The organism is Sphingobacterium sp. UBA7855 (genome assembly GCA_002500745.1).
In the GTDB taxonomy this organism is placed as follows: domain Bacteria; phylum Bacteroidota; class Bacteroidia; order Sphingobacteriales; family Sphingobacteriaceae; genus Sphingobacterium.
Map to the genome: position 1 here is coordinate 532,367 of DLST01000018.1, position 24,237 is coordinate 556,603.

At 39.2% G+C, this 24,237-nt stretch carries 18 protein-coding genes; 7 read left to right on the plus strand and 11 right to left on the minus strand.

The window, feature by feature from the left end:
• Positions 1–70: 70 nt before the first annotated feature.
• On the minus strand, positions 71–1,777 hold the full coding sequence (locus tag B2107_RS18420; RefSeq protein WP_293957204.1) for a glycoside hydrolase family 3 protein: 1,707 nt from the start codon (positions 1,775–1,777) through the stop codon (positions 71–73).
• Between the two features lie 265 nt (positions 1,778–2,042).
• A complete protein-coding gene (locus tag B2107_RS18425) occupies positions 2,043–2,585 on the minus strand; it encodes a TetR/AcrR family transcriptional regulator (RefSeq protein ID WP_201669739.1) in 543 nt (180 codons plus the stop codon).
• A gap of 217 nt (positions 2,586–2,802) precedes the next feature.
• On the opposite strand from B2107_RS18425, the gene B2107_RS18430 reads away from it, so the two are divergent.
• Positions 2,803–5,544, plus strand: a complete 2,742-nt coding sequence (locus B2107_RS18430) for a TonB-dependent receptor (RefSeq protein ID WP_293957205.1) — start codon at positions 2,803–2,805, stop codon at positions 5,542–5,544.
• A gap of 40 nt (positions 5,545–5,584) precedes the next feature.
• Here the strand turns inward: B2107_RS18430 and B2107_RS18435 are convergent, their stop codons facing one another.
• Entirely contained in the window at positions 5,585–6,259 is a 675-nt protein-coding gene (locus B2107_RS18435) for a response regulator transcription factor (RefSeq protein ID WP_293957206.1), read from the minus strand.
• Between the two features lie 122 nt (positions 6,260–6,381).
• Complete coding sequence (locus B2107_RS18440) at positions 6,382–7,815, minus strand: sensor histidine kinase (RefSeq protein WP_293957207.1); 1,434 nt, start codon at positions 7,813–7,815, stop codon at positions 6,382–6,384.
• Positions 7,816–7,934: 119 nt separating this feature from the next.
• Between B2107_RS18440 and B2107_RS18445 the strand changes: the two genes are divergently transcribed.
• Both B2107_RS18445 and B2107_RS18450 read left to right on the plus strand, forming a co-directional pair.
• Entirely contained in the window at positions 7,935–9,296 is a 1,362-nt protein-coding gene (locus tag B2107_RS18445) for a DUF4270 family protein (protein WP_293957208.1), read from the plus strand.
• Positions 9,297–9,299: 3 nt separating this feature from the next.
• Complete coding sequence (locus B2107_RS18450; protein ID WP_293957209.1) at positions 9,300–10,322, plus strand: Kelch repeat-containing protein; 1,023 nt, start codon at positions 9,300–9,302, stop codon at positions 10,320–10,322.
• Between the two features lie 282 nt (positions 10,323–10,604).
• Here the strand turns inward: B2107_RS18450 and B2107_RS18455 are convergent, their stop codons facing one another.
• From B2107_RS18455 to B2107_RS18475, 5 genes are all read right to left on the minus strand, one after another.
• Entirely contained in the window at positions 10,605–11,633 is a 1,029-nt protein-coding gene (locus B2107_RS18455; protein WP_293957210.1) for a glutaminyl-peptide cyclotransferase, read from the minus strand.
• Positions 11,634–11,663: 30 nt separating this feature from the next.
• Complete coding sequence (locus tag B2107_RS18460) at positions 11,664–12,020, minus strand: YraN family protein (protein ID WP_293957211.1); 357 nt, start codon at positions 12,018–12,020, stop codon at positions 11,664–11,666.
• Positions 12,021–12,029: 9 nt separating this feature from the next.
• Complete coding sequence (dnaG, locus tag B2107_RS18465) at positions 12,030–14,033, minus strand: DNA primase (RefSeq protein WP_293957212.1); 2,004 nt, start codon at positions 14,031–14,033, stop codon at positions 12,030–12,032.
• A 251-nt stretch (positions 14,034–14,284) separates the two neighbouring features.
• Complete coding sequence (locus B2107_RS18470; protein WP_293957213.1) at positions 14,285–14,470, minus strand: hypothetical protein; 186 nt, start codon at positions 14,468–14,470, stop codon at positions 14,285–14,287.
• 254 nt (positions 14,471–14,724) lie between these two features.
• Positions 14,725–16,836, minus strand: a complete 2,112-nt coding sequence (locus B2107_RS18475) for a M3 family metallopeptidase (protein WP_293957214.1) — start codon at positions 16,834–16,836, stop codon at positions 14,725–14,727.
• A 168-nt stretch (positions 16,837–17,004) separates the two neighbouring features.
• Here B2107_RS18475 and B2107_RS18480 point away from each other — a divergent pair, with 168 nt between their 5' ends.
• Positions 17,005–18,081 (plus strand): DUF4407 domain-containing protein, encoded by a 1,077-nt coding sequence (locus B2107_RS18480; protein ID WP_293957215.1) that lies wholly within the window; start codon positions 17,005–17,007, stop codon positions 18,079–18,081.
• Positions 18,082–18,171: 90 nt separating this feature from the next.
• Here B2107_RS18480 and rmuC read toward each other — a convergent pair whose 3' ends face one another.
• The gene (gene rmuC / locus B2107_RS18485; protein WP_293957216.1) at positions 18,172–19,494 is read right to left on the minus strand and encodes a DNA recombination protein RmuC; all 1,323 of its coding nucleotides are present in this window, start codon (positions 19,492–19,494) and stop codon (positions 18,172–18,174) included.
• Positions 19,495–19,707: 213 nt separating this feature from the next.
• Entirely contained in the window at positions 19,708–20,895 is a 1,188-nt protein-coding gene (locus tag B2107_RS18490; protein WP_293957217.1) for a formimidoylglutamase, read from the minus strand.
• A gap of 105 nt (positions 20,896–21,000) precedes the next feature.
• Between B2107_RS18490 and B2107_RS18495 the strand changes: the two genes are divergently transcribed.
• From B2107_RS18495 to B2107_RS18505, 3 genes are all read left to right on the plus strand, one after another.
• Positions 21,001–21,972, plus strand: coding sequence for an NAD-dependent epimerase/dehydratase family protein (locus tag B2107_RS18495; protein WP_293957218.1), 972 nt, complete (start codon positions 21,001–21,003; stop codon positions 21,970–21,972).
• A 172-nt stretch (positions 21,973–22,144) separates the two neighbouring features.
• Positions 22,145–23,437, plus strand: a complete 1,293-nt coding sequence (locus B2107_RS18500; protein WP_293957219.1) for an HAD-IB family phosphatase — start codon at positions 22,145–22,147, stop codon at positions 23,435–23,437.
• An 83-nt stretch (positions 23,438–23,520) separates the two neighbouring features.
• Positions 23,521–24,105 (plus strand): hypothetical protein, encoded by a 585-nt coding sequence (locus B2107_RS18505; protein ID WP_293957220.1) that lies wholly within the window; start codon positions 23,521–23,523, stop codon positions 24,103–24,105.
• Positions 24,106–24,237: the final 132 nt, after the last annotated feature.

Genomic DNA, 24,237 nt, shown 5'->3' on the forward strand with positions numbered 1-24,237 from the left:
TCCTAAATGGTTTTGCTTTGCAGGGAGACCATTTTGGGAAGAGGCGCTTTTGGGTGTGATGCTATAAACTTTATTTTCCCTGCCCGTATTTAAATTTCTTATTAATTGTTACAGGGAGCTTGCCTTTCGGGATATTTTGCCCTAAAATCGTTTTTACTGCTGCTTTCTGCATGAATGCATCATTCTGATAGGCAAGCAAAATGGTCTTCGCCTTTTTTGAAGCTTCAAAACCATCTAATGCATAAGCGTTAGTGAATAAGGTCAAGATTGATTTTTTTGCAAATTTCTTCATCAACCCTTGCACATCTTTATTCAACACCATCGTTGGGCGCGGACGAAGTCTTGTATCGTGTACAGCGATAATAAACTGCTTATGCTTTTTAATTTCTTTTGTCAAACGCTTAATCTCATCTTTACTCATGCTATCGGTGATGAAATATTGTGTTTCATTGGTCAGCGCTGCTCCTAATTCATTTTGAAAAGTTTGGTTGGCGGTGATTCCGATATTGATAATAGCGGTGGGTAAATCTTTCTTGAATGACTTTAATTTTTCTGTCGAATTCAATGCGGTTATTGCTGCATCTGAAAGTTCATCAATAAGCTGAACTGCCGAGGCACGGTGTAGATCACTATATAGATTCTGTAAAGCAGTTGCCTGGTATTTATCTAAACCAAGCCATAATTTAGCGGCGAGCACTCTTTTGACGCGCGCATCAATATCGGCCTGGGAAATACGTCCCGCTTCAATCGCTTTTATTATTAAATCGATTGCGCGTTTGCTATTTTCCGACACTTCAAGTAAATCATGGCCTGCAATAATGGCCTGTACATCAGCTTCACCGTTTGGAAAAAATTTTTTCACACCTTTCATGTCCATTGCATCTGTAACCGTTAGCCCTTTGAAGCCAAGTTCATTGCGTAAAAGATCGGTAACAACTTTCTTGGAAATAGAGGATGGCATATTAGGAGTGTCGTCCAAACTCGGAATATTCATGTGAGCCACCATAACAGCGGGAGCACCAGCCTTGATCAACTCTTTGAAAGGATACATTTCAAGGCTATCCAATCGCTTTTTATCAAAAGGAAGCTGCGGCAGATCGTAATGTGAATCCACGTCGGTATCACCATGGCCAGGGAAATGTTTGATGGAAGCCAATATTCCGCCATCCACCATACCCTCCATATAAGCCTTTGCCTTTTGCGTCACATTATATTTATTATCACCAAAAGAACGGATACCTATTACTGGGTTTTTGGGGTTATTGTTGATATCTACGTCGGGCGCAAAATTAAAATGCATCCCTATGCGATGGAAATCTAAGGCAACCTCACGTCCCATACGATAGATTAACTTATTATCCTGCACGGCGCCTAATGTCATTTGATAAGGGAAAGACAAGGTAGAATCCGGCATGCGCATACCCAAACCCCATTCGCCATCAAATGTCATCATCAAAGGAACCTTAGCTAGTGACTGATACCGATTAAACATGTCTACATGTCGTACTGGACCGCCCTGGAATACGACCAGCCCACCTAAATGCTCATCTTGTATCACCTGTGCGACGGAGTCAATATACTTTTGGCCCAGGTTGGTGTGTGCACGAACTAAAAATAACTGAGCAACTTTTTCTTTTGGTGTCAAAGTATTGAATACCGAATCTACCCATTCATGCTGAGAGTTAATATAGGGCACAAAATCTTTTTTATCCTGAGCTTTCAAAAAAGGAATTGTGCCGACTAATGCCAATATTGCCAGACCGAATTTTTTGAACATAAATTAGTTTGTATAATGTATTTAAAAATACTAAGAACGCTATTATTTTGGAGAATAAGAAATTGTTTCTGCAACATTTTTATATAAAAACGCATAAAACGGCATTTTCATAAGATCATTAGCTGTAAAAGAGTTTCCACAAGATTTGGAGGGGAAGCAAAGGTACTGACGCGACGAATTAAGGAAATAAAATGCGAGGCGACAATTGAATCCCACGATCAACAAAACAGTTTTTTGGCAAAAGCCAATCATTGAATTTTATATGCTAAATCAGATTATACTTTTTCTCTAAAAACAGGGTCAGTTCCATGGTATTCTCCAATTCTCCGATAGCTTCTTTTTTCCATAAGGTATCTATGATCAGCAATAAGAACTCAGTTTCAAACTCAGGACTTTCATAACCTAATTCTTTAAAAGCACGATGAATAATGGGCTGGACCGGTTTCATAAACTGTTCATGCTGCTGTTTTGAAAATGGATGATGAGACAAACGCTCCTGCAATCGCCAAAATATGGGTTCTGCACTCACCAGCTTACCTGGAAGATTGATCATTGTGCGCAGAAATTCTTTTGGTTCACGATAGGTCATCATGCCGCGGTGGTGGGTAAGCACTTTGCGATATCCTGATTTAATCAAATAAACCAGCAACGCATCTTTGTTTCCAAAATGTTTAAAGATCAAGGCTTCAGAAACTCCAGCATTTTGGGCAATCGTTTTGGTAGAGGTATTCGTATAGCCTTGATCTGAGAAAAGCAGCAATGCTTCTTTCATAATACGCTCTTTTCTACTCAAAACACTTTCTTTCATCTTTTATTCCTTTTATCAAAACCATATAACACTACATCTGCTATACGGTTTTGTTTACCTGACTTTTAATTCCACTGCAAATATATCTAATCTTTCCATTCCCTTGGGGGTATTGTAACCAAAATGATAATAATTCGTAACAAATAGTACCCTATTTTTGGCAAATCAATTTATGTAACCATTAACCGAATATTAAAACACATTCGCTGCTCAATCAATGAAGATCAACTTGTGGACTATCTCGCTCCTAGCGATCAGTATGTTGTTATTGGGAAAAAATGTCTTAGCCCAGCACTATATTATGGGCACGCTGCTGGATGATAGAACATCACGCCCTATCCAAGCTGCAAGTATCACGTTCATCGCGGTGAAAGATTCAATTAAATTTCAGGTTCCTACAGATATTTTAGGGAAGTTTAGCAGCAGCAAACTTTCCGACGGCGACTATTTGGTTACAGCACAAGCGATGGGCTATACGACAGACCTTCGGCGCGTTAAGCTGCTTGGTAAAACCGTTGACCTTACGTTTAAACTCAGTAGCACTGAAATTGTATTGGATGAAATCAGTATCGCCGCGAGCAGTATACAGGTTAAAGGAGATACGCTCGAATTTGATACGAAGAAATATGTTACACAAGATTTTGCAGATGCCGACGAATTGATCAAACAGATTCCTGGGGTTGAAATTGATGACGATGGCAATGTTAAAGCTCAGGGTGAGTCCGTCAATAAGATTATTATTGATGGTCGGGAGTTTTTCAGCACAGATCCTAAAGTGGCGTTGAAAAATCTTCCTGCCGATGTTATTGCTAAGATCCAAATTATCGATGATAAAACAGAACAAGCGAAATTTAGTGGTTTTGATGATGGAAAACGGATGAAAGTGATCAATATTGTCACCAAACCCGATAAAAGAAAATCCTATTTCGGTAAGCTCTCTGGGGGGGCAGGTCCTGACCGAAAATATGTCATCAATACACAGGTAACCAAAATGAATCCTAAACGGCAATATTCAATTGACATTAATACCAACAATGTCAATCAGCCCAATGGTTTTGCCCCTCGCGGAAACACAAGGGGCCGCACCGGACAGGGAGTGACCACACGTTTCAATGCGGGGTTTAATTATTTGGACCGTTTTTTTGATGACCGGATGGACTTCAATGCAAATTACACCTACAACTATACCGACAACAATGTACTCAGCCAAAGCAAAACAGAATATACTGCAGGCAACCGGGCCAACCAAATCAACAACCAGAATCAATTTAACAATACTTACAGCAACAGCCATGCGCTGTCGGTCCGCGCGAACTGGAAGATAGATTCTATTCAAAAGCTGGACTTTCAACCTAATTTCTCCTATCAGAATAATGACAGGAACAGTAGCTCCACGGGCAATACCTTATTAAATCTTGCCGAGATGCTAAATAGTTCTGACCGCAGGAATAAGAGTTTTGTAGAAAATTTCAACTGGGGCGGAGACCTCACGTATATGCGAAGACTTAACAAACCCGGTCGCACGATCAGTTTTAATATCAATGGCTCGTTTAGCAGCAATAAAAGCCATGCTGAAAATTTCGCGCTAAACTCGTATTATAAAGATGGGCTATTCAGCCGGGTCGATACGGTCAACAATAGAAATTATTCCCTTGGTGACAATAATGGTTTTCGTTCCAAAATTGCCTATACAGAAATCTTAGGTAAATATTCCCGAGTGCAGGGGAATTATACTTTTCGGAATACTGCACGTTATTCGGACCGGAAGACCTATGAATTCCTAGCTGAAACAGGTCAGCTCGGGGAATTAAAAAACCGTCTTTCCAATGAATTTCGAAATGATTTTGTCTACCATAGCGGTGGTGTCTCCTACTTATTTAGCAAAAAAGACAGCATAAGGTTTCAGATTGGCTTAGATTATCAGACTGCAGCGCAAGTCAATGACAAATTATTCCCCAATACGCTGACAACAAAAAGTCACTTTACCAGTCTGCTGCCTAATCTGAACTTCCAGTATAATTTCAATAAGGACACACGGGTTGAGTTTCGGTATAATACAAAGACAAACACACCTTCAATCGAGCAATTGCAGGATTTTATAGACAATCAAAACCCACTTCGTATCAGCTCCGGAAACCCAAATCTCAAACAGGAGTATGACCATAACCTTGTTTTGCAATTCAGATCAATCAATAAGGGCACGGGGAAAAGCTTCACCTCTGATTTTACAGCAGATTTTATTCAACATAAAATCTCCAACACCATTTTCACCACAGATTCGGCATTCACAATTGCGGAGGACGTCGTATTGGGACCAGGAGGACAGTATATCAGGCCAGAAAACTTCGATGGAGTTTATAACCTGAAATGGCAGAACAGTCTTGGGTATCGCTTTGAACCGTTGAAGCTCAACTTAAACCTGAACAACAATATGTATTTCAACCAGAATTACACTTTGTTAAATCTCGAAAAGGTCAACGCGCAAACATATGGAATGGGTCAACGCGTTGGCGTCAATACAGCATTCAGTAAAGACGTTATCATTGGATTGGATTACAATGGAAATATAGCATTTTCCAAGAACTCAGCGACCGAGAAGTCCAATTATTCAGTCTATAAGCATACCATCGGTAATTCTATCGCTTTAACCCTGTTAAAAACCTGGACGCTCAATTCAACGTTCAACTACCTCTACAATGGTAGTATCCTGAATTCACCGAGTACAAAAAGTTTGCTATGGAACGTTTCTGTGGGCAAAAAACTATTTAAGCGCAGGAACGCTGAAATCAATCTTACGGTATTTGATCTATTTAATGACAATAAAAATATCAATCAGCAGGTCAACGATCTTTGGATACGCGTTTCGGAGTCCAATGCCATAACGCGCTACGCGGTATTAAGTTTTACCTACCATATTCGGGGACTTGGCGGAAAAGGAGAGATGAAAACTCGTCGTTAGCGTAAATGCCTATTAGATCAATCCACGTGGAACACATCAGTCAATCGACGGTAAGCATATACCCCACTCCTCTGACATTGGTAATCTTGATCCGTTCATCCTGACTGAGGTATTTGCGTATGCGACTGATAAACACGTCTAAACTCCGCCCCGTAAAATACTTATCATGGCTCCAATAAGCCCGCATAATATCCTCCCGTGGAATGACTTTATCTTTATGCTCGTATAGCTTTCGCAGCAGTTCACTTTCGCGGAAAGATAGCTTGAGTACCTCACCCTGATAAGTTAACTGATGCTTTAGGCTATCTAGGCTATAGTCTCCGATCATAAGTTTCTGACCGAATAGCATCTTTGGGCTATTTTTTAATAGGGATTCTATGCGTACGACAAGTTCTTCGATTTTAAATGGCTTTTTGACATAATCATCTCCTCCCAAACGAAATCCCCTTACCACATCCTCTGTCTGTACTTTGGCCGTCAGGAATATAATGGGCACCTGGGTATCAGATTCTCTTATCTTTGTCGCCAGTGTAAAGCCATCCATGACGGGCATCATGACATCTACAACCAAAATATCTGGTCTTACTTCTATAAACGCTTCCAAGGCCTCGTGCCCATTACAACAATGGGTGACATGGAAACCATTGGCTTCTAGGCTATCGGCAACGATCATTCCGAGGCTCGGCTCATCCTCTACATATAAAATTTCAATCATAGCGTAAATGATTCAATCAAAATAAATTTTGGTTCTCTTTCAAAAACTCATTTAGTGCGATCGACCTGAAAACAGCCAATTAAATAATGGCATTTGCTTTCAGACCTATATATCACTACGTATTAATGAGGTAAAAGAATACGAAAGGTACTTCCTTTGCTAAGCTCACTGTCGACAGTAATTTTCCCATCGTGTCTTTTGACCACCTGCTTGACATAGGCAAGTCCCAAACCAAATCCCTTTACATCGTGTAGATTACCGGACGGGACCCGAAAAAACATATCAAAAATCTGATTATGGTATTCGGAAGAAATCCCTTTGCCATTATCGGTAATACGAATATGGATATTTTCCTTCATTTCCTTCACTTCCATCTCAATATAAACTTCTTGTCCAGCATATTTTATCGCATTTTCAAGCAAATTATTAACCACATTTTTTAAATGGGCTTCATCGCCATTGATCATGATCTTATCCGGTATCACAATAAGGTTAAAATCAACATTTTTAGCTTTATTCAGCTGGGCAACTTCAATAGCTCCTTTCACCATAGCGACAAGATCGAAATCCGAACGCTGTAGAACAATCCCTCTGTTGGCATCAATATCCATCTGAAGCACCTTTTCGATCATATTGGACAGATGTTCAAGCTCTCTTTTGGAGATATTCAGATACCGGTTCATCTTTTCCTTGTCATCCTTTACACCATACATTTGTATAGCTTCTATGGCTGCCATAACGGTAGATACTGGTGTTTTAAGCTCATGTGTCATGTTATCGACAAAATTCTTACGGAGTTCGGCCATCTTATTTTGGGTAAGAATGGTTTTCATTAAATAGAAGAATGTGCCCAGCAGCAGCCCTATCAATAGCAACGAGATGAGTAGCTGCCAGCTCAAGCTATACAACAGATACTTCCAATCCTCCTGAAATTTGATAACAAGAAATTCATTTTTAAGCGGATTGACCATCATCGGTCTCGTCCAAGCGAGATTTGCTTCACGGTACTTGCGGCGCACGTCTTTGATTTGATCATGAGGAATCGTAACAATAGCCATTTCAAATGGCACTGATATGCTCTTATTGTTTAAAGATTCTTTGAATTTTGTTTCGATCAAATCGAGATTGGCTGTATTCATATCAAAGTCACGGAACAAAAAGGGCGGAATAATTGCGCCCTGTCCTTCGCGATCTTTAGGAAATATTTTTTCTCGCCTATTGTGGCTCTCACGATCAAAACGCTCGTTTTTAGGCCTTTCGGTATTTACTCGTTGTAAAGCCTTATCAAGCTCTGAAGCGGGTAATAATCCCGAAAGCTCTTGTTTTACATCCTGGAGCAAGCGGTTCCGATCAGCCTCGGGGCCATCTAACTGCCGATCTCCATTGCGTGCTTGGTACGCCTCCTGAACAGCGTTGAAGAGTGAACGCTCAGCAGTGGATAGGAATAGATCCCGACGATTGGTATAACTTCCATAGAGCCAAATCCCCAAAACTACAGTAATTCCTGACCCGATTAAAACGATCAAACTGATCAGTAATTTAAATCTTCTACCCATAACTAAAACAAATTTAAATTACTAGATTTGCAATCGCTGTGGTAATTAACCATATTTAACAAAATATAACACTGATTAACAGTTGTCATTGATTACTTTTGCACTATTCAAAAATTAATATGATTAAAGACTTTAAGAGACGTAGTATTCAATTTTTACTTCCACTTTTTACATTGGCCGCTTTTGTTGCTTGTAATAAAGACGTTTCGCTCTCCTTGGATAGTTCGAGAAATGAAACAATCGGCTTAGTACCCATTGATAGCGTTTCCGTCAAAGTTTCTACTTATCAATTGAATATGGTACCATCGTCTGCTACCGGGATGATTTTAGTCGGGAAGAATAAAAATGATATCACAGGAAATGTGAAATCGACTTCTTATATGCGTTTGGGAATAGGTACTATTAACAGTGCTATCTTACCTGATGATGCGGTACTGGATTCTGTTTCATTAGTGATGCCGCTCAACAAATATTATTATGGCGATACGACTCAAATGCAAAAAATTTCGGTTCACCGTGTTTCCGAAGATATCGTGCAAACTCAACTCGACCCTACTAAACCTATTTATGAGCGTCCTTATTATCTTCCTTCACTAAGTATTGCAAGCACTAAAAAATTTGCTTATGAGACTAATAAGCTAGCCGAGATTTCTTTTAGACCGCGTGTTAAATCTATTGATTCACTTCATTTTAGATTCAATGATGTGATCAGCAATGAATTGTTCTCACTGATCAAAAATAAAGATAATAGAATTTCGAATAGTTCAAGTTTTCAAGAATATTTTAAAGGTTTAGCGCTTGTTCCTGATGCAGGGAACACAACAATGATCGGACTTAAAGATACAATTTATCTACAGGTACATTACTCCTTCATGAATGCTCAGGGCGCAAAGACTTCAGGGAAACAATATTTTAATATTGATAATAGAGGGTTTCAGTATAATCATGTTGAAGCGGATCGTTCAGCAACCAAGTTTGCTTCATTGACATTATCAAACCCTGAGGTAGCTAGCGGCCAAACAGATGGACATACCTTTATAGAAGGATCTACAGGGGTTGTAGCAAAAATAGAATTTCCTACGTTACTACAGTTAGCGAATGATCCGACGATTGCAATCAATAAAGCTGAATTAGTCATTGAGGCAGAAAATAGCGCTCAAACGAATTTTGCGCAACCAAGAAGTTTGGTACTCATGATTGCAAATAGTTTAGGTAACCCAATTGGTCTACTGCATCCACCTTTCGGTAATCCTAATGAAGTTCAACAAGCAGTTGCTGTCTCCGACAATACAAATTATGGTAAATATACTTTTAATTTGATTGAATATTTAACCAAATTTAAGACAACTTATAAAAATACGTCGTTATACGTATCTCTACCGTTGCAGAATCTTTTTGCGACAGGCGACAGACTGATCTTGTCCAAACAGGGTAATGAACCAAAAATTAAATTAAACATCCTTTATACTAAATTTCAATAATTTATGAACAAGAAAAATTGGCTACTCATTCTATCAGCTCTTGTATTGACCGTTTCATCTTTTTCTTCTTGTAAAAAAGATAAAAACGATGAAACCGACAAAACTACAGAGTGGTCTGCTCAAGCTGCATTTAGTGGTGATCCTAGATCTGGTGCTGCGAGTTTCGTGATCGATAATAAGGTATATGCAACGACTGGATTAATCAACAATAAGGTTAGAGCAGTTGATGTGCAAAAATTTGACGCAGATAAAAAATCATGGATATCTCTTCCAACTTCGTCTAATTTCCCAGGTATCGCAAGAAGTGGCGCAGTAGGGTTCTCTATAGGAAAAATTGGCTATGTCGGTAGCGGAACTGATGATGGTACAAACGCTTTAAGTGATTTTTATTCATTTGACTCCGCAACGGAAACATGGAAGAAAATAGCTGATTTACCAATCGCATTAAATGGTGCAGTTGCTTTTTCGGTAGGTGGAAAAGGATATGTAGGTACTGGTGCCACAAATGGTACGCAAGGTGGTTCAAAAAATGAAAATAGATTTTTTGAGTATAATCCAGCAACCAACGTATGGACAGAAATTGATGCTGTCACTTTTCCTAATAAAGTAACTGGTGCATTTGCTTTTGTAATCAATAATGTAGCTTACGTAGGTGGTGGTGTTTCTTCTTATGGTTATGGAGAAGCTCTTCGCCAATTCGACGGCAAAAGCGGATGGATTACTAGAAATTCACTTAAACGTTCGGACGGAACTTATTCATACGATTTGACGCGCTCTAATGCTGCTACATTTGCGATTGGTGACAATGGATTTTTAGTAGGTGGATTGAGGAACTCTGTTGCTCAAAACACAACATATAAATATGTAGCAAGTGGAGACTATTGGACGACAGAAAATACTGCTTTAGCTGGCTCCGCAAGGTATAACGCAATCAGCTTTGCTATTGGCTCAAATGGATTTATCTCTACCGGATTAAATGGTACAAATCCACTTGATGATACATGGATGTTTACACCTGTGTACTAGTAAATAATTACAAATCAAGAGAAAAAAGGAATGTAGTCTATCTGCATTCCTTTTTTAATGTCGGTGCGTTTTTACATTAGCTTTACCTATCAAGTGGTATATAGGCGACTTTTTAAGGGAATACCAATATCATGATGAATGCGAAACTTCTCCAAGTAAAAGGGGTTATCCAATCCCATTTGGATAACCCCTTTTACTTTTTTTAAAACTACACCTCCATTCCGTTATTATAACTTGATTGCATCACATAATGTTTTATGAGGAAATTATATTGTTGGAAGGCTATTTTTCAACGGTTTTGATTTCGTACAACGTATTCCATAGCTTACCTGTAACAAACAGGCGTTTGCCGGCCTCATCATAAGCGATGCCATTCAATTCATTATCGTAAGCCGACGTATGCTCATAAATACCCACCAAATTAATCCGCCCCTCTACGGCTCCGGTTTGTGGGTTGATGATAACAATAACATCTTTCTGATAGACATTTGCGTAGACTTTTCCGTCTATATACTCTAGTTCGTTAAGTTCATCCACTGGGCCAGCTTCGTCGTAAACTCCGATAGCATTCAACTCCTTACCGGTTGTTGCATCTAAAAAGTATAGCTTATTGGAGCCATCAGATTTAATCAAGTGCTGTCCATCGTAGGTTAGACCCCAACCTTCTTTACTATCTTCATATTTAAAGGAGCTTTCTTTTACAAAAGAGTTTTTATCAAAGACATACCCTTCTCCTTGTTGCCAAGTCAACATAAATAACTTATTACCAACCAATGCCATTCCTTCGGCAAATGTCTTTTCATCAAATTTAATCTCTTTCAGTACTTTACCTGTTTTTAGATCAACTTTTCTCAGGTTAGACTCGCCATAGCGCCCATTCGATTCATAGAGAATACCATCTGCAAACTGCAGACCTTGTGTAAATGCTGTAGTATCGTGCGGGTATTTGTTCACTATCTCAAATCCATAGTTTTTTGCACTTGCGGGCACAACGTAAAAGGTACTGGAAACGGAATCAGGCTTTCCGGCGTTATACACCAAAGCGGAAATATTCCGTGTACCATAAGCCATGTCTTTTGTATCTACTGTAATCGCTGTGGTGTCGGTTGATGAGCCCACGTGTTTATCGTCTACAAAATAAGCTACAGAGTCCATTGTCACTGATTCAAATTTTAGTTTCAATTGCACTTGAGCACCTTTTAAAACAGCTTGATTTGCTCCAGGAGATGCAAATTCCAAACTGGATTTTTTTGACTTACAAGAAGCAAAAGCAAGTGCTGCAATTGCCATAAAATAAGTGATTTTTCTCATCTATGTATAATTATTTATAAGTACGTATTATCAACTATCCCAAAACGCATCTTTGATATAATGGAGTGCAACTTTGTGGGTTCTCGTTATGGCGACTACATCAAATCGAAGCTCACCGGTGTAATGGGTTTTAAGGATATAAGCCTGTGCAGCACGAATCAGTCGACGTTGCTTTTTTATATCTACAAATTCGTAAGGTTCGCCGAAATCAGTTCCCGACCGTGTTTTAACTTCAACAAATACTAGTGTATCCTTGTCCATCACGATCAAATCTACTTCTAAATTCTTAAATCGCCAATTTCTTAACACTATTTTATAGCCTTTCTCTATGAGGTATTCCATCGCCATCTGTTCACCCCAGTTGCCCGTTTCAAGATGCTTGGCCATAACAGTTGATCACTTTACAATGGTATTTCCCAGAAACCCGCCCAACAGCCTTTCGGCTTCTTTTAGCTTCTGATATTTAAAAATAAGGACTTCCAAATTTGCTTCATCTTTTTCGTGTTTCATCTCTTCACGAATATGATGCATTTCGGTTTCAATTTTACGTTTTTTAATTCGATAGATCGCGGTAACAACAAGCGGTTTTAAATGCTCATATTCTTGCGTTACATAAATTTTACGTTTATCGTCATTCCAATTTTCACTAAGCGAATATTTACTGGCAACACTATTGATTGCCAAATCCGAGATTGACGGATCCGGGTTGGAATAAAACTGCTTAGCATCAGGAATCTCGTACTTTGCTGCAGCCTCTCGATACACTTTCAAAATATAGGCTGCTGCTTTGTCTTTAAACTCAATGTCGCTTATATTTCCCAATAATACGCCTGCTATAGGAATATCTCCATCGCCTTCCCAAGTAGCTAGATAGTCGCCATAGTTGATTAAAATACGTACAATTTCGCGTTCCTGGAGAATTTCCGACGTCAGCTGTACCGGCTGCTCAATGGACTCCATAGGGGCAACTCCACCCCGCTCGTCGTCGGTCATGAAGAAATCAGGCGGTGGGCCATCCATCCCCATGGGCGGCATACCTGCATTTGGTGGCGGTGCCTGGGTTTTGCGAGCGGCATCCTTATCTGCTTTCTTTGCTCTATTGAGTCTTATCTTATTGAGCTCGGCCAATAAAATGCGCTCTTCGATATCCAATAAGCTGCTACACTCGCGTATAAAAACAGAGACCTTGATCTCATCAGGAATCAATGCAATACTTTCGACCACATCACGAATAACCTCTGCTCTTTTTATTGGATCGTTGCTGGCATCGCGAAGCAGTATATTCGTTTTATAAAAAATGAAGTCCTGCTGATTGGATTTGACATAATCCTTAAAAGCAGCGGCACCAAACTTCTGCACGTAAGAATCGGGGTCATTTCCATCAGGAAAAAGCAATACTTTGACGTTTAAGCCTTCCTCGAGCAGCATATCTGTACCGCGTAGAGAAGCTTTAATACCCGCTTCATCTCCGTCATAAAGAATGGTCACATTCTTTGTAAATCTCGAAATAAGTTTGATCTGACCGGTTGTCAATGACGTTCCAGAGGAGGAAACAACGTTTTCTACTCCAGCTTGATGCACAGAAAGAACGTCGGCATAGCCCTCTACCAAATAGCAGTTGTCCTCCTCCATAATTGCCTTTTTGGCAAAATTCAATCCATACAGCACATCGGATTTATGGTAGATTTCGCTTTCAGGAGAATTTACATATTTGGCAATCTTTTTATCGGTCTTTAGCGTCCGCCCTCCGAAGCCAATGACACGGCCCGTCAAGTTATGTATAGGAAACATAACCCGACCACGAAAGCGGTCATATAAGGATTTGTCGTCACGTTCAATGGCCAGGCCACTTGCTGCTAGATAATCTGGATGAAAACCGGCTACTTGTGCTTTTTCGACCAATGCTGTCCATTCCTCCGGCGAATAGCCCAATTCAAATTTTTTGATGATATCCTCAGTGTAGCCCCGCTCCTTAAAATAGTTAAGTCCAATGACCTGCCCCATTTCAGTTTTCCAGAGCTGCTCGGCAAAAAACTTACCGGCCCACGCACTCAGTACATATAGACTTTCCCTTTTATCTTGTGCTGCAAGCTGAGCAGGAGAACGCTCAACCTCTTCTATTTGAATCGAATACTTATCGGCTAAATAACGGATGGCCTCCGGATAAGAAAACTTTTCCAGTTCCATCACAAATTTAAGGGAATCTCCACCAACACCACATCCAAAACACTTATAGATACCCTTCGAAACAGATACGTGAAAGGACGGTGTCTTTTCATGATGAAAAGGGCAATTTCCTATCAAAGACGTACCCCGTTTCTTTAAATCAACGAAGTCGCCCACCACCTCTTCTATCCGTGCTGTTTCCAGTACCTTGTCAATAACTTCCTGCTTTATCAAACCGTTTGCTTTTTAATGTAAAATTAGATAAAAATGTTTTAAAAAGCTATGCCATTATATTGAATGGCACCATTAATCTGCTTACAGATTGATACTTCGGAAACATAAAAAGAATTACAGTTATAAATAAGAACCCCCAGGATATATTCGCATCAACTTATGCAAGTATAACTGAGGGTTTTGTTTGTGCCTGTTGTCAACGCATAAGGAAAGAGAGATGAAACACAAGCGATGCAACAGGACTTTTTACGTTAATTATTCAGCATTCCATAAAACTCGTTCATGTAATAAGATTCTTGGAGTGCATCTCGAAAATTTTGCCATTGTTCCTCGTCAAATGAAAATACAATATCTGGATAGGGTGTCTTCATGATCAATCGAAATTCGCCGTCCGGAAAAGAACTAAAAAAGAGCTCATCACCCGTAGTTCGCGCCATATTCAAAAAATCAACAAACTTATTCCTTGTAAATGTCAGTACAAAACTTTGTTGCCAGATGTAATAGGTTTGACACTTGAGACAAACACTGATATGGGTATTCCCTCTTTGGCTTAGTATCTTCGTATCACACATATCTATTTATTTAGACTTGTTATAAATAATATTCAAATGTAAGAATAGTTTTTATAATAACAAGTGCATCCACAAAAAAAAGGCGATATATTTCTATATCGCCTTTTAGTTATTAAAGATTAGTTTAAACCTCTCTTCTTCAATAGATATTTTGGATCTGGATCCGCCCCCCTAAACGTGCGGTACATTTTGGCAGGGTCATCTGTACCGCCTTTTTCAAGAATGTTTTTGCGGAAAGAATCTGCTGTTACCTGATCGTACAATGATTTTTCCTTGAAAGCTGCAAAAGCATCCGAGTCTAATACTTCAGACCAAATATAGGCATAGTAACCGGCTGAATATCCACCTGCGAAGATGTGTTGAAAGTACGTGCTTCTATAGCGTGGGATAATCGCATCAATAATACCTATTTTTTTCATTGCTGCTTTTTCAAAACCATTGATGTCTTTTGAAATCTGCTTGGTCGTAGCATGGTAATCCATATCTAACAACGCGGCAGAAAGATATTCAACGGTTGCAAATCCCTGATCAAAAGTACCGGCCTTTTCCATTTTCTGAATCAATGAATCTGGCATTGCTTCTTTGGTTTTATAATGCTTAGCATATGTTTTTAACACCTCTGGGTCAGCTGCCCAATTTTCCATCACCTGCGAAGGCAGTTCAACAAAATCACGTGGTACGGAAGTCCCGGCCATCGATCTGTACCTCACATTGGAGAGGAGCCCATGTAACGCATGCCCAAATTCGTGAAACAGCGTAGTAGCCTCATCAAATGTTAAAAGTGCTGGATTCTTTCCTACTGGCTTTGTAAAGTTACATACGATAGAAATTACTGGCGCGACGCGTTTTCCGTCTTCTGTTGACTGGCTACGATAAGTGGTCATCCAAGCTCCACCGCGTTTAGACTCGCGCGGAAAGAAATCAGCGTATAGAAGACCTAAATGTGAACCGTCTTTATCTTTTACTTCATATACTTCCACATCTTTATGATACGTTGGGACATTGTTTAAAGCTACGAATGTCAAACCGTACAATTTATTAGCTACACCAAATGCGCCTTCACGGACGGCAGGCAAACTTAAATATGGTTTAATCTCATCCTCATCCAAGGCAAAACGCTTTTTGCGAATAATCTCGGTATAATATCTCCAATCGTAAGGTGCAACTGCAAAATCCCCACCTTCAGCGGCTATTTCTTTCGCAATATCTGCTTCCTCACCTTTTGCTTTCGCCAACGCTGGACTCCATAACTTATTTAACAACGCGTATACATTGGCTGGATTCTTGGCCATGGACTCCTCCAGCACATAGGCTGCATGGGATGAATAGCCTAACAATTTTGCTTTCTGAAGACGAAGGTTGACAATTTTTTGAATAATTGCTTTGTTATCGTTTGTATTATCTTGATTTCCGCGAAGCTGATATGCTTCCCAAAGCTGCTTTCTCAACTCGCGATTTTTTGAATATTGTAGGAAAGGCATAATGGAAGGATTCTGTAAAGTGAAAACCCACTTGTCCTTCTTACCTTTTGCTATGGCCTCCTCTGCAGCCGCTGTTTTCAACGACTCTGGCAATCCTTCCAATTGACTAGCTGAATCAACGACGAGCATATACGCATTTGTTTCAGCAAGCAAATTCTGTCCGAATTGGGTTGTTAATGTTGAAAGTTCAGCATTAATCTTTTTCATTTTTTCCTTATCGGCATCTTTAAGATTTGCTCCAGAACGTACAAAGCTCTTATAAGTTTCCTCCAGGAGCTTATTATCCTGTTCATCAAGTCCCAATGTATTTCGACTACTCCATACGGTTTTAATACGGTCGAATAATTTACTATTCATCGAGATTTCATCTGAATGACTGGATAAAATAGGCGCTAGATCTTTTGCTATTGCCTGAATACTGTCATTTGTATTGGCGCTATTTAGATTATAAAATACAGTAGATACATTGTTCAACAACCTACCTGCATTTTCAAGTGCAACTATCGTATTTTGAAATGTTGCTTTATCCGAATTATTGACTATTGTGTCAATTTCCAAATTGTGTACTTTTAAAGCTTCATCAAAAGCTGGCCTAAAATCCTCTGTTTTGATCTTGTCAAAAGGAGGGACATTAAATGGGGTCTCATAAGCCAATAAAAGAGGATTATCTGTCATCACTTTTTTTTCCTCACAACCAACAAATGCAGTTGCCACTATCGCAAAGAAGGGCAAAAGTTGTCTTTTCTTCATATTATCTGATTATTCCTGTTATTTTTCAAAGATAATAAAATTAGACAAATGAATGGCTTCGAACGCGCACTGTAAAATGAGGAGGGAAAAACGTCATCCTATTGTAAAACAAAAACTTATTCGCAATCTTGTTAAAAATAATATGTCAATTTGAGTAAAAATATTTTAATGAGCGATATTAACCGTTTCTTTTGGAGATGTGCCGGAGTGCATCAAGAAACTCTTGAAAAATATCCAGAAGAACATAGTAAGTACACAGCCATAGGTGCTACTATTTTTTTCACGGGATTATTTGCCAGCCTTTCTGGTGGCTATGCCATGTATTTTGTATTTAGTGGGGGAGCATTTGACTGGCTATTAGCCCTTGTATTTGGTATCATTTGGGGATTAGCGATATTTAATATGGATCGCTATATTGTCCTGAGTATAAATAAATCGAAAAGTGGCGTTATGCAACTGTTACAGGCTCTCCCTCGAATTCTATTGGCTATTTTGATTGGATTGGTAATCTCAAGGCCATTAGAGTTAAAAATCTTTGACAAAGAAATCCGGGAAAACCTCCGAGTACGGTTTCTCGCCGATCAACGCGCTAAAATCGACACGCTCAACAGTACTTTCAATAAGAAATATGCCAATGAGGTTTCGCTTTTAAAATCGATCACGACCGAACGTGATTCATTGGAAGCCAGTATTAAAAATGATCGTACAAAATTGAATTACGAGATATTCGGGAACAAAACAACTGAAACATCCGGTGTCATGGGATATGGCCCTTATGCCAAAATGAAAGAAGAAGAGCTGAAGAAAAAAGAGGGCTATTTGGACACTTTACGGAACAAGATAACGACCCAGCAAAATGCAATACGTCAGAAACAGAAATTTGAAGGGATATTAGACCAAAAAGTTTTATCGAACGCTTCGCTGGACAGCGCTGTCAATGTCGCTGGTTTTGCAGACCGTAATTCTGCGCTGGGCAATCTAAGGTACGATGCCAATGGAAAGGTCAACGAATCTAATGCAAATGCTGTGTTTTTTATTGCGCTGCTTTTTGTCTTCCTCGAATGTCTTCCGGTAATCGTCAAGCTCTTGGCAGGAAAGGATCCTTATGACAACGAAGTCCAAAACCAAAGGACTATTCATGATTACGAATCAGACACCAATGTCACTGTTCAAAAAGAAGCTGTAGATCGTTTAAAGGATACCTATGTGGATGTTTCCATCAATAAACGGATGAAAGAGCTTTAGCAAAACCTCTAGCATAAGTTAGCAGAGCAGGCTTTGCTTTGCACGGTTAAAAATTATAAACGGGCTTACCTTTCGGCAAGCCCGTTTTTGTTAATCTTCCTCATCTAAAAATTTGGAATCGATCTGTTTATTTGCTTTGGCTCCTAAACGTTTTAATTTCTCCACTTTTCCGATCACGTTCCCAGCGCCTGTAGAGAGCTTTTTAGTTGCATCTTCATGGCTTTTTAATGCGCGCTCCAACTGATTTTGCACCTGTTCCATATCGTTCAGAAAGCTCACAAATTTATCGTAGAGGCTCCCTGCTTCTTTCGCTATTTCAATTACATTCCTGGTCTGACGTTCCTGTTTCCAGATACTGGCGATTGTACGCAATGTCGCCAACAATGTCGAAGGGCTAACGATGACAACCTTACGATCCCAAGCATCGCTGAATAGATCCGGTTTTTCAGCGACGGACATACTCAATGCAGATTCAATCGGCATAAACAGCAGGACAAATTCCGGCGATTCTATACCATATAACTCGTGATAGTTTTTTGCGGAAAGTTCTTTTACGTGATTTTCCACAGACTGTACATGTTGTTTTGCGAAAATTGCGCGGTCCTCGTCCGTCTCAGCATTGACCCAACGTTCGTAGGCAATCAGCGAAACTTTTGAATCCACAATCAGATGTTTATCTTCAGGAAGGTCGATAATCGCGTCGGGTTGCATTCTTCTTCCTTCGGCATCCATCAGAGAGACCTGTAATCTAAATTCGCGATCGCGCATAAGTCCCGAACGCTCCAAAACCCGCTCTAAAATTACCTCACCCCAATTGCCCTGCTTTTTGGTATCCCCTTTTAATGCCTTGGTTAAGCTATTGGCTTCGTCTTTAATTTTAAGACTCTGTTCGACCAGCTGAAGGACAACTCCCTTTAAAGAATTTCTTTCCGCGGCCTCTTGATTGTAATTTTTATCGACTTTCTCTTCAAACAATTTGATTTTTTCCTTCAATGGATCCAAGATCAAGCCCAGTGAACGATGGTTAGTTTCTGTAAATTTCTGTGTCTTTTCTTCCAATATTTTATTGGCTATAACCTGAAATTCATTATTGAACTGTCGTTTGATTTCGGCGATTTCATTCTTTTGCTCTTGGTATTTATCAAGCTGCGCTTCATAAAATGAACGTGTACTTTCTAAAGAACGTTCGGCAATCAAAAGATTTTCTCGTTCCTTTTCCAGTTCATTTCTTAGCATCGAACGCTCTTCCAACAAGCTTTGCTCCCGCTGTTGGGATCTAGCGAGGTCAATTTTCAGTGTTTCCACTTCTTTACTGTATCCAGGCCCAATAGTGGCTTGGTTATTCCTTTTTAGCACCAAGACAATCAAAATGACTAACAACAAGACGATTCCTGCGAAGAAAACTATTTCCATGATTTGTATTTCTTAAGATGGCTAAAATTATCCTTAATCATATTTTGCCATCACGTTTAATTACATATAACTGACCATACCCTAAGGGTTGGGCACGATTGTAAAGAGCAATAAAGTTTAGTCGTTTATCAGCGCACACAGCGTGTCAACAATTTTCATAATCGAAGTTGCCCTCTATCGGAAAGTATAATAGCGAGATTTCATTCAAAGCCATTATTGCAATTTTTGATGTGTTTTCCACCACAAGTCGGGCATTTCGCCAGAAATCGCCAATTGGTAGTCCTCATACCGGCATGGGACTAGATAATAGCGTTCATTGACCGATTTTGAACCAAAATAGGGAACTTGAATCCACCAACGGTCTGATTTTTTACTCTTTACAAAGACCAATTCGTGCGCTTCGTGTTCCAGTGTCGTACGATAGATGATATAAGATGATTTGGGATACAAAGGCGTATCTTGCTTACGGTTATAGTAGCCATCAATAAAGCACCATATCATTTGAGATACTAACATCGCTGTTTGCTCCATTGGATCAAATGTTGGATTAAATTCATAAAAACCAATGGAAGAACATTTATCTGACATCCCAGCATAACGTGCAAGTTGGCAAGCTTCATCGCCATATAAGCCATTCGGAATCGCATTGGCATTCCCTGGCGCTTCGGAAGATCGAATAGCACCAATGTCAAAGCTAATGAGGTCGGCTGCGCGAATGAGTGGCTCTGATTGATCCATTTTACCAGCAATCATCCCTACTCGTGTTGCGTTGAAGAATAGCTTATCATACATATTAATAGATTCTTTACTGACAAGATAGGTCTGATAGGCTATGGAATTCAAATTAAACAAATAGTCTGGCTGATGTAGAATAATATGATTCACATAAGAGCGAGAGGTTAAGCTTACATTTTCAGCATTTTCCTGATCAATATCAAAACGTGCATCGATAACCGCTAGCTCTATTTTCCGTTCCAAATTTTGATACCCCAAATATTGGGCATAAGTAAGATCCTGCCCTCCTCCAATGATAATGGGGACAATATTTTCTTTCACCAACTCTTCAACTACGGATTTTAAAGCAATATAGGTATCTTGAATTGTATTGCCGGCTTTGATATTTCCCAGATCAACGATGTTCATCTTATAATCTCCCTGATAGAGCGCATATAGATGTTTTCGTACAGCATCTGGCGCTTTATCTGTTCCGTTATTATTCAGTGAAGCCCGGTCTTCTTCTACCCCAACAATAGCTAAGTGTGGCTTTTTATCTCCTTCCCAATTTGGGAATTCTGATTCATAGGCTTGAATAACGTTTCCTAATTGAGAACTTAAGAAGCCATGCTCGGGTGCAAAACTTATAACTGAAATTGGACGAAAGAATACGGACAGTGATGACATAAGCTATAATTTGTAAAATATCTTATTTTTCAAGATACAATTCACACAAATATCCATTTATTAACTAACTTTTGAAAACATTATTTTTAACAGTATCTTTATCAAGTGATATTAATAACTGGAGGAACAGGTTTTTTAGGGTCTACACTAATTAGGCAGTTGATAGACCAAGGAATTGACGTAATTGCCATTAAAAGAGCTCAATCGACTATTCCTACCCCGTTGTTATCTTCTTCTTTGATTCAGTGGATCGACGCAGATATCAACAACTATTTTGAACTCGAGGATGCTCTCGAAGGGGTCAACAAAGTGTATCATTGTGCTGCAATGGTTTCCTACCAAAAAAAGGATGCTAAATCACTCTTTAAGGTGAATGTTGAAGGTACGACAAACGTAGTCAACCTTTGCCTTGAAAAGGGCATTCGTCTCTTACATGTAAGCTCTATTGCCGCTTTGGGTACAAATAGGAACAACATTCCTGTATCCGAAGAAGATCAATGGGAACACAATTCACTGACATCTAACTATTCGCTATCCAAATATCAGGCAGAGATGGAGGTGTGGCGCGGTATAACAGAAGGTTTGAATGCAGTTATTGTGAATCCTTCTTTAATTTTAGGAGCCTCCGCTAGCGATAAAGGCTCTGGAGCTATATTTTCGAAGATCGATAAAGGCTTACGATTTTATCCTACAGGAAGCGTTGGCGTTGTTGATGTAGAAGACGTTGCTTCAATCATGATTCAGTTGATGGAAAAAGAGGATGTTACTGCGGAACGCTATATCATCAATAATCTGAATATTAGCAACAAAGATCTTTTGAGTGTGGCAAGTGTATTAATGAACAAGCCTGAACCGACAATCGAAGTGTCAGAAACGATGCTTCAAATTGCGTCTACAGTATCCAGCTTGCTTTCCGTATTTAAAAAATCAAATGCAACCTTAACAAAAGAAACGGCAGTTGCTTCCAGCGCTAAATTGCAGTATTCCAATGCTAAAATCCAAGCACTTCTTAATCACAGTTATCGCCCTTTGGAACAAACCTTAAAAGAAATTGCAGCATTATATAACAAACAGTAAACTATAACATATTAACAACCAAACCTTGATTCATCGTGCGTAACAGACATCCAATAACGATCCCCTAACTAGTTTTTATTTCCTTTAATCAATATTTTTTAAGGGAAATGCCGATATGGGAGATCAGTATTTGGATGCATTATTCACCATTGTTTCATAAAAAAATAATACAATGAAAAACTACTACATCATTGATTTTGATAGTACATTTACGCAAGTAGAAGCGCTTGATGAACTTGCACGAATCTCTTTGGAAAATCATCCCGATCGCGAGGCTATCTACCTGGAAATCGAGCGGTATACCAATCTCGCGATGGAGGGTAAACTATCTTTTCGCGAAGCTTTGGCCGGCCGCGTAAAACTCTTAAATGCCAATAAAACTCATCTAGATAAACTTGTTTCACATCTTAAAAAGAAGGTATCAACTTCTTTTTCGCGAAATCGTGAATTCTTCAAAAAAAATGCTGATACCGCATGGATTGTTTCAGGAGGTTTTAAAGAGTTTATAACACCTGTCGTTACCCCTTACCATATAAAGACGGAAAATATCTATGCCAACACATTCAGATTCGATGAAAAAGGCAATATTATCGGTTTTGACGAAGAGAATCCACTATCAAATGAAGGTGGAAAAGTGCAATTATTGAGACAATTAAAAATTGAAGGAAAATTATTTGGCATAGGCGACGGATATTCCGACTTCCAATTAAAAGAGTCGGGATTAATTGAAAAGTTTTTTGCATTCACTGAGAATATTCAACGTAAAAGCGTGACTGATAAAGCCGATTTCATTACACCAAGTTTTGACGAGTTCCTGTATGTCAATGATCTTCCCCGTGCAATATCCTATCCCAAGAATCGTATCCTATGTTTGATCGTGGGCGATGTACCAGAAATAGCAGCGCATATCTTGAAAAGAGATGGCTTTTCAATTCGGATAAAGGATACCATTGAAGAAAAGTATATCAAAGATGTCGGTATGCTACTATTGGGCGGCAATATTGACATCAGTGATGAGCTGCTTCAGCAGGCTGACAAATTAAAAACGATCGGGTATTTGGGCGATATCAAAGGTCACATCAATAAGGAGATCTGTAACGCCAAAGGTATTGTCGTTTTCGACGACAAGAAAAATAAAAAGAAGAATTCAGAGTTTATTCCTCGTCGAATGGCTGAATTTATTAATAATGGCGACACGTACCTTAGCCGTAATTTTCCGAATCTGATTCTACCCAAAGTGAAACAGGTAACCAGATTGCTCCATATCCATAAAAACGTTCCTGGAATCATGGCACAAATCAACAAGGTATATGCTCAAAATAACATCAATATTGTTGCCCAATTTCTAATGACCAAAAGTGACATCGGATATGCGGTAACAGATATACAAGGAGAATACGATAAAGATCTTTTGAAACAACTCAAACAGATCGAGAATACAATAAAATTTAGAATCTTATATTAAACGATTGCTATAATTCAGGCTCCCCATATCGGTGCCTGAATTATATTTTCAACCGCTCTCTTTCACATAAAAAAAAACGCGTTATGTCCTTACATCAGGATCCCGAATTAAAGAAGGCTGTTCTTGACTTGCCACAAAAGGAGAAAGACAAGCTTCTCGTACGTCTGATAAGCAAGGACAAAATGCTGATCAAACAATTGCATTTCCAATTATTGGAGAATGCAGATGACTTGGAGGAACGTATTGAAAAACTACGCAAGCAATTGGCACAACTGTTCGATACTAGTGTAAGCCAAATTGGCAATACGCCCCATCACAGTAATTTTATTGGGCTCAGTAAACTTGTCAAACAGGCTAGTGGCCTAGTCAATGAACACGAAAAAGTCACTAAGGATAAAGTTAGTGAGGTGGAATTTCGGATCTATATCCTGAAAAGAACGATCGTGGATTACGACAGACTTTTTGATTCCTCTTATCAATCTGCTGCGCACAAATTACATAAATATATCACAGGCCGTATAAAGCATGCGGTCGGCAAATACAGTAAACTTCATGAGGACTTTCAGTTCGACTATCGGGAATATTTCCAAAATACATTGAATGCCTTTGGTAATACGACGCTAAAAAGCTATATTAGTGAACAGAAGATTGATATCGACCTAAGTTAATTATGAGAAATAGCAAAAACCGCGTTAAAATTGGATCCTTCCACGTTACTGCTTACGAGCAATATAAATTAATTTATTTAGCTACATTGCTAGTTTTACTCGCTTTCGCCTATACCTTTTACCTAGCGAGAT